Genomic DNA, 734 nt, shown 5'->3' with positions numbered 1-734 from the left:
CAGGCGGCGCGGGTGCTGTCCGCCCCTGCTGAAGACGGGTTTGCGGTTGACCGGGATGCTGACAGGCCAGACGGTTAGTTGCATGGTTGCGATCGACACGGATCTCCAGGGTGAGTATTTACGGGAGATGAACGTCACAGCAATGCGAAGGTGCCGCCAGCCGGTCCAGCGGACCGGTGACCGCGTGCAGCGCAGATAGGTGTCCTGCGTCTTCGGCGACAGCTGGCGCGTGCGCATGTCGTCGTTCATGCGCTGGCGCAGTGGACTGGCGTTTGTCTGGGAGGAGTCATGATCAGGTTCCTGCTGGAGAACGAGGCGGATTGCCTCATTCGCCAACATACGGAACCGCGCGGCGGACCTCCCATGAACCGCACGCGCTGGTCGGAGCCCCTACCGCGCGAGCGGTTTCGTTCGTCGACCCTTCTGAGTCGTTCGGGCTCTTGCGCCGCTACTCCTCCCACAACGTGGCCACTCACCGTGCCGCCGCGCTCATGAGTCTGATCGCTCGACGCAACTCGACCGACACAATCGGTATGTCTATCTCGGCCCCCCCCCCGGCGCCGCCGGAAAGTGCGGACTACGCATGCTTACCAATATTTTCGCTGTACGAATATATATGCGCCAGGTGAAATCACCTATAGGTGACCGACTTGCACCACTGCTACAGTTTCGCCTAGCGCAATAAAAGGCGTTGAGCGAACATTGCTCGGCTTGAAACATCGCTATCCATCGCC

The 734-nt window shown here is 60.9% G+C and carries 1 pseudogene; it reads right to left on the bottom strand.

Going from position 1 to position 734, the window contains the following annotated elements:
* Nucleotides 1–249: pseudogene (locus tag P0D89_RS53670) on the bottom strand (hypothetical protein); the annotation flags it as partial.
* Nucleotides 250–734: the final 485 nt, after the last annotated feature.

The organism is Paraburkholderia sp. RL18-085-BIA-A, from assembly GCF_046027075.1.
In the GTDB taxonomy this organism is placed as follows: Bacteria; Pseudomonadota; Gammaproteobacteria; order Burkholderiales; family Burkholderiaceae; genus Paraburkholderia.
Note: the sequence above shows the minus strand (reverse complement) of the source record. Positions and strands in the feature narration are given on the sequence as shown.